Here is a 6,651-nt window from a genome sequence, read left to right on the forward strand (position 1 = left end):
ACGATTAGTAATCGCGATCTCCCACAGATCAAAGGCTTCCTCTAGATCTATGGTTGTTTTGAGCTCTGTGAAGGAGGCGAAACCCGCGGAGATGATGACGGCAAAGAAGCCATCAGCGTTTTTATAATCGACGGGAGAGAACCGCTGAACTTGCCTAGAAGGTATTGTAGGAAATTTTGGCTCCCGTCTTTGCCGAAAAAACTGGTATTGTACTTCAGCATTTCAAGCTCAAGACGAATCAAAGCCTCCCCATCAGGCACATGATTATCAATTAAGGTGCTGGTTTTTAGATAAATTTCTTGCCCTTCTTTTTCAACTGCCACATAAGCCATCATTTTTAACATGGCTTCTTTGCTCACTTCATAATCACCAATTTTAGGTGCATTCGATAAAGGATATTTAGCGAGGATCTCTCGCCCAATCGTTGCAGGTAATCGACTAATAATAAAAGTATGTTCTTCACGATCACTATCAATAACCGTGATCTCTTTTGGTTTAATTAACATAAGTGAATTCCATAAAAAAGGCGGCCGAAGCCGCCATTAGATGAATAAGAATAACGCTAATAATTAACGAGCTCTGACACGATCAAAATCTTGGAAAATAAAGGTGTACTGCTTAGACTTGAGACGTCCTGCACTCGCAACTGAATTACCACGGCTACCATTCGTCATTCGACCATTACGAGCCGTAGTCATAGAACCATCACCATAAGAAGCGACTAACGTAATAATATCGCTTGTATGACGACGGCCTCGTCTTGCTGTATTTGCATCAAGTAAAATCGCCAAGTTTTCATCTTCTTCACTACCTGCTAATACATTGATCGTTACTGTTTGAGGTGTAGGTGCTGACCAACTAACTAAATTACCATTAATATCCACTGCGGTTTGTGTGATATCTACTGCTGGTAAATCTAAAGGATCACCATCATCTGCAAATGTGGTAATGGGAATACCCGCAGGAAATGTATTGCTTGCTTGAATAATTAAACTTAAACCTGTTGCTGAAATATCGTTCATTGTTTGTTCCTTAAACTAAATTGTGTGAGCCTTCAACTTTACGAACCCAATCGCCTTTACCGTAAATTAATACATATTTCATGGTGTATTCTGGTAAATTAGAAGGGCCTGTTTCTTCAACGATTTCAGCGTGGTACCAATAACCTTTATTCTGTACATCGTGCCACGCTAAATCATCACCAGCGGCATCTGTAATGGCGATTTTTTGTAATTCAGTCAACGGCTTACTAGCGAGAATAGTGCCATTGTTTAATGCTTTCGTGACAGCACTGGCAATAACCATCATAGCTCTTGCTTCACCATCTTTATTCGCGGGAATACCACGAGTGGAAAGCAATAAGCTTAACCATTGCTGTGCAATATACGCTTTTAACCATTGCTCATTAGTATGAACACTCATATCTAATGGATTAGACGTATTTCCACATAAAAATCCACGTTGATAGAAACTGATTTCGGTACCAGTAACCGCCGTTTCACCGTAATAGTTCACACGTAATTTATCTAATCGATCCGCTGCTATATCGGTCTTAACTTGAGAGGGGAAAGTGATACCAAATTGACGATACATATAGTTCGTGGTCGCGTTTGTGCGATCAAAATCTGTTGCTGCCATGATTGCCATCGGTAAAGCTTGAACAAAAAAGCTATCCTCTGTTTTTAAATTTAATCCCGTTGATGCAGTACCAATTAAGGCTTTACTATAAATTTCGGCTTGTTTATCTGGAACTGACAAATAGAGCTGATATTTGACATTTTCACCCGCAATATACTCTGCTAACTCAACACTTTGCTCTACTGAAAGCTCAGTTAAAAATGTTGCACTACCAAATGAATCGGAAATCGCTTCGGCAGCGATAAATGCTTGCAGTGCCGTTTGTGCGACATTACCTTCAGATGCCTCTCCGTCACTTAACCCCATAGCATCAGCTAAAGGAGAATGTTCCATGATGATTTTTGCTTTTTCTTGTACACCGCCACTCATCAAAAAAGCACCATCAAGTGCATTAAAAGTAACATAGCAATTTGCAAATTGAGGCTCGCTTTCCGCGTTTAATTTAGCTTGGATCAGAGAAGCAACATCAGCGTAGGACTCCGCATCTTTTAGCGAAATATCCGTTATATTTTTTGAAATATCCCCGATAGTGACAGTAAATTCACCCTCTTCAATTAACTTTAATTTATCAAGAGTGGCGGCTGGCGTACCAAATAATGTCGGTGCTCGACCTACGGGTTCAAAAGAAGCAATTTGTAGCGCTTTAGGTTTACTAATAGGTGCGGGACTAACATAACTAAAATATTGACGCGCAAATTTTGCTTCTGGTGATCCCGCACCCAGTAATTCATCTACTTGTCCACTCGCAAATTCAAGTACTTTCCCTGCTGGAATTTTAGGATTTGTTGAGAAAATACGAGCGGTCAATTTGCGCATAGGTGCAGCGGATGCACCAATAACCGCACTCGCAATATCAATATAGCGCGTTTGTTTAATAGACATATTTATCCTTAAATACGAAATAGATTAGAAATAAGTAAATTTGTTGCAGCAGTGTCTAAAGATAACGTACTGGAAAAAGTGACATTAAAATCAAATGAAGGATTATGCTCGTAGCTATTTCCAGCATTTATTATCGGCGCTCGTCTAATTTCCGTCGCTCGCTGTATCCCTATTCCCATTTTTCTCATTGATTCAACAAAAGACAGCGAATTAATAATCATTCGAGTCATTCGAACTAAATCACCTGCTGTTAAATTTGGGTGTTGTTTAATAAAACCTTGAACCTGAAACGTTAATTCGATCAGTTGTTGTTCTTTATGGTTTGCATTATTACCTTGAATATTATAATTCCTTTTTTGCCAACCTTGACCAACCTCCTTTATAGGAAAAAACATAATAATATTATTATCTTGTTTTTTCTCTGGCTGAAAACCAGCAATAACATCAACATGAATATTTGCTGATTTAAATTGTTTTAATAGTTGTTCACGAATGGCAATATTAATATCATTATCTTTCATTTCACTTCCTTAATATAATTCTCCTTTTCTTTTTAAAATTTAATCTCTTTTATTTTATAAATAAATTATTATTACCTATAATTTAATTAAAAGAATTTTAATGAATACACTCTTGGCGAATATAATCTTGTAAACCTAAAATGATCCGTTCTGACTGCGCAATTCGTTCTCGGAGTATCCAATAATTTCGGATAGCGGTGTCAGTAGGTCGGGCGGTGTTTGCATTAACCAGGCTGGTGGTGGAAGTGGCTGAAACTTTGGGGCATTCTGCTTTGATATACACCCGCTCAGGAGCACGCTCACTAATATCACGCAACTGATCAATTTCTTTTTTTGCATGAACAAGTTCCTGTAAATGACGATTATCAAGTTGATTAAGCTGATTTATTCTTAATTGATAATCTTTATTTTCCGCAATTTGCTGAATAAGAGATTGATTAATATTATTATACTCATTTCTCAAGGATTTATTTTTATCAATTAGCCAAAGCAATCCTATACCTAGGCATAAAATCATGATTACCATTATTTTTGATAAATAACTCATAATAACAACCAAGCATCTTCAAAAACTTTTTCAGAATAAGGTTGATAACCAAGTTCAATATTAACGATCGCCACAGCTAAAGGAATAGTGATATTTTTTAACTGTGTATTAATTGGGTTATCAACCTCAACACCAATTTCTTTTGATGCTCGGATAATATAACCTTCTGTATTATTTTCGTTAGGTGGCGCATAACGATTAATTATTTTTTTAATCGTATTTAAACCATATTTTTTTTGGTATGTTTGTAATAATTTGTAGATAGCCCGTATTCCATATTCAGGTGAAATAAATTGGCAAAAATCTTTATCTGTCTGCTGTGTGGATAATCCTTGCCATTTCGAACCGTGTCGGATATTGCCAGGGTTATTATTACGCTCACCTCGTGCTATTTTAGCCATTTTTAACTCCTGCTCTTCCTTTAAGGAGTTTACTCACGGAATCTACTCCGACATAGCCAATAAACACACTGGCTAAATAAGCAAACTCATGATTAATATTAAATAAAATTAAAATATCTTTAATAAACCAAGCAAACATTGCACACATCAGCCCATCTATAGAGGTTTTTTTCCATCCTCCGCCGTTATATAAACCTCGAAGAATAGCCATTCCTCCAGCGAGAGAGGCTGATACTCCTTGCTCTTTCATTGAAGAAAGGGCAATAAATATCTGTTCCCATAGATCTGGATTTTCTTTCATTGTTTCTCATGGCTTACCTCCAAATAGGAGGAACTGTAATAAATGATATACTCATCCACAGCACTTAAATCTAAGCTCTGTTTTAACATGAGTATTTTTATGTTTTATTTATCTAATTAGATAAATGGCGGATATAAAAAAAGACCACATAGTGGTCTTCCATTGAAGATAGAATTTAACAGATATCGTTAATTTATATTCGTTAAGAAAATAAAGATACAAAAAAGCCCCATTTTTGAAATGGGGCTTTTATATTCTGTTGTGAGGTCTTTAGATACAAATCTCTCACTGTGGAGTTATAGTATGCTTATTTTTCCTGAAAGTCAACAATAAGTTTCCACAAAAACAAATAAACAGAGAAAATTATTACTTAACAGTCACTTCTTGAAGAATTTTTTCTGATAAGGATTCTTCTTTAAAGCATTCTTCAACTAAATGTTCAAACAACGGCTTATAGTTACTGTACGCGACCGTTTTAGAAACATTCACCACCGTCTGCACTTGCTCTAATACTTCGCTGAATTTTAAACGAGGATACCCGCGTCCTGAACACTGATTACAAGGTTTGAAAATAGATATCCCCTGCTTTTCACTCTCTTTTTTATCCACCACTTGACCACGACCATGACAACGACATGCTAAACGAATTTCAGCTTTTCCCTTACATGTAGGGCAAACAACTCGAGTTGTCTCTCTCACTTCACGGTAAGAAGTCTTATTTTTTGGTTTAATTTTAAGCTCATTTTTAAGATTTCGCTCAAGCCCTTTAATCGATTTTGAGGTATAGATTTTGGTAGTAAAAACATCAACTTCAATAAATCCATTACTGCAATCAGGGCATACTTTTTTACTTGCAGCACTTCTTGCGTAATCTTGAAAAGCATAATTAGCAATAATATGTAAAACGTTAGCTTTATCGTTTTCGGTTAATTTATCAATCGCTTTATATTGATAAGCTTGCGTTAATGCATATTGGTAAAGGCTTTCTATCGCTTCGCTTGGGTTATTAATACTATGTTTAGCTAAAAATAGCTCTATTCCCATACGCCCTTTTCGGGTAGCGAGACTGATTGATGTCATAACATCGGTGACTGAAAGTGAATCGACCGCTTTAACAGTTCTTACATCGCTTAATACAAGGCTTTTTGGTGAAAAATATTTAGGTAAGTCTGCTAGTCTCATTTAATGCTCCTTTTGATTTCCTATCACTACTTATTGGTCATCCATGTACCACGACAAGGCATGGCATTTATGCATCTAAATCACCCGCATTTTACGGCGTTATCTCAACGTGATTTTTACTTACCACTCTTGCATTGGTTTATTTAGTTAATTTTTTGTGCTTTTTGCACTTTTATTAACTAATGGTTAATGCTATATTTTAACCAAAGTGACGTCAAGTAGCAAAGGAAATTAACTGATGGTTAATAATGATAATAAAACGGAATTCACCAAAAGGCTTCAAGAAGCTTGCTTAGATTCAGGGATTGCAGGACGTGGGGTAGGTAAAAGAATTACAGACGCGCTCGCTGAACAAGGTATAAAAGTCAGTGCTCCAGCGGTATGGAAATGGCTAAACAGTGAATCAATTCCCGATCCAACAAATATCTTAGCATTAAGTCAATGGCTCGATGTTCGAGCAGAATGGTTAGAATATGGGCGAGGAGCGAAAAGAAACGATGGTGTTTCAGTCAATGAAATGACCCCCGTTGATGATTGGGATAATAATACGCCGATAGAACGAGATGAAGTCGAGATCCCTTTCTATACGACTATTGAATTAGCTGCAGGTTTCGGAAGTTGTACCACTGATAATCAAAAGGTGGAATTATTGAGATTTTCTCGTTCTACATTTAATCGCTATGGCGTTCAACCTAGTGATGCCGTTGCTTTTAAAGTTCATGGTGACAGTATGTCCCCCGTTATTCCTGATGGCTCGATCGTAACTATCAGTACAGGACATACAAAAATTGTTGATGGCGGTATTTATGCCATTCAACAAGGCGATCTTTTGAGAGTCAAAATTTTACATCGACTCCCTAATAACACCATTATCATCCGTAGTTATAATACTATTGATTACCCCGATGAGCGTTCTACATTAGAAGAAGTGAAAATTTTGGGGCGAGTATTTAATTGGTCCGTGATGGGTTGGTAAGCATTATAATACACAACAACACCCCAATCCTTTTTATGGGGTGTTGTTTAATCTCTCTATTTCAAGATTAAAATTGTCCCAATAAAAAACCCGCTATCTCTTGCGAGATAACGGGTTCTTATATGGTGCCGGCTACCGGAATCGAACTGGTGACCTACTGATTACAAGTCAGTTGCTCTACCTACTGAGCTAAGCCGGCTAAT

Annotated in this window: 9 protein-coding genes and 1 tRNA gene; 1 reads left to right on the plus strand and 9 read right to left on the minus strand. The window is 37.0% G+C overall.

All coding sequences use genetic code 11. The annotated features are described in order from the left end of the window. Window positions 1-47: 47 nt before the first annotated feature. The 8 genes from DK865_RS06665 to DK865_RS06700 form a co-directional block, all read right to left on the minus strand. Window positions 48-506, minus strand: coding sequence for a hypothetical protein (locus DK865_RS06665; protein ID WP_109391493.1), 459 nt, complete (start codon window positions 504-506; stop codon window positions 48-50). Window positions 507-569: 63 nt separating this feature from the next. Further along, window positions 570-1,022: a phage tail fiber protein gene (locus DK865_RS06670; protein WP_109391494.1), complete on the minus strand. Its 453-nt coding sequence runs from the start codon at window positions 1,020-1,022 to the stop codon at window positions 570-572. A gap of 10 nt (window positions 1,023-1,032) precedes the next feature. Continuing rightward, complete coding sequence (locus tag DK865_RS06675) at window positions 1,033-2,520, minus strand: DUF3383 domain-containing protein (RefSeq protein WP_109391495.1); 1,488 nt, start codon at window positions 2,518-2,520, stop codon at window positions 1,033-1,035. 8 nt (window positions 2,521-2,528) lie between these two features. Next, on the minus strand, window positions 2,529-3,041 hold the full coding sequence (locus DK865_RS06680) for a phage gateway protein (protein ID WP_109391496.1): 513 nt from the start codon (window positions 3,039-3,041) through the stop codon (window positions 2,529-2,531). Between the two features lie 97 nt (window positions 3,042-3,138). Next, complete coding sequence (locus tag DK865_RS06685; RefSeq protein WP_023581757.1) at window positions 3,139-3,588, minus strand: lysis protein; 450 nt, start codon at window positions 3,586-3,588, stop codon at window positions 3,139-3,141. Further along, complete coding sequence (locus tag DK865_RS06690; RefSeq protein WP_023581756.1) at window positions 3,585-3,989, minus strand: phage protein; 405 nt, start codon at window positions 3,987-3,989, stop codon at window positions 3,585-3,587. Before DK865_RS06690 ends, DK865_RS06685 begins: the two co-directional genes overlap by 4 nt. Then, entirely contained in the window at window positions 3,982-4,290 is a 309-nt protein-coding gene (locus tag DK865_RS06695) for a phage holin, lambda family (RefSeq protein WP_023581755.1), read from the minus strand. The genes DK865_RS06690 and DK865_RS06695 overlap by 8 nt, the downstream gene beginning before the upstream one ends. Window positions 4,291-4,656: 366 nt before the next feature. Then, a complete protein-coding gene (locus DK865_RS06700; protein WP_109391497.1) occupies window positions 4,657-5,472 on the minus strand; it encodes an antitermination protein Q in 816 nt (271 codons plus the stop codon). Between the two features lie 238 nt (window positions 5,473-5,710). Here DK865_RS06700 and DK865_RS06705 point away from each other — a divergent pair, with 238 nt between their 5' ends. Further along, entirely contained in the window at window positions 5,711-6,448 is a 738-nt protein-coding gene (locus DK865_RS06705; RefSeq protein ID WP_023581753.1) for a LexA family transcriptional regulator, read from the plus strand. 123 nt (window positions 6,449-6,571) lie between these two features. On the opposite strand, the gene DK865_RS06710 is transcribed toward DK865_RS06705, so the two are convergent. Further along, window positions 6,572-6,647 (minus strand) — tRNA-Thr (locus DK865_RS06710). Window positions 6,648-6,651: the final 4 nt, after the last annotated feature.

The sequence above is a fragment of the Proteus cibi genome (assembly GCF_003144405.1).
GTDB classification, from domain to species: domain Bacteria; phylum Pseudomonadota; class Gammaproteobacteria; order Enterobacterales; family Enterobacteriaceae; genus Proteus; species Proteus cibi.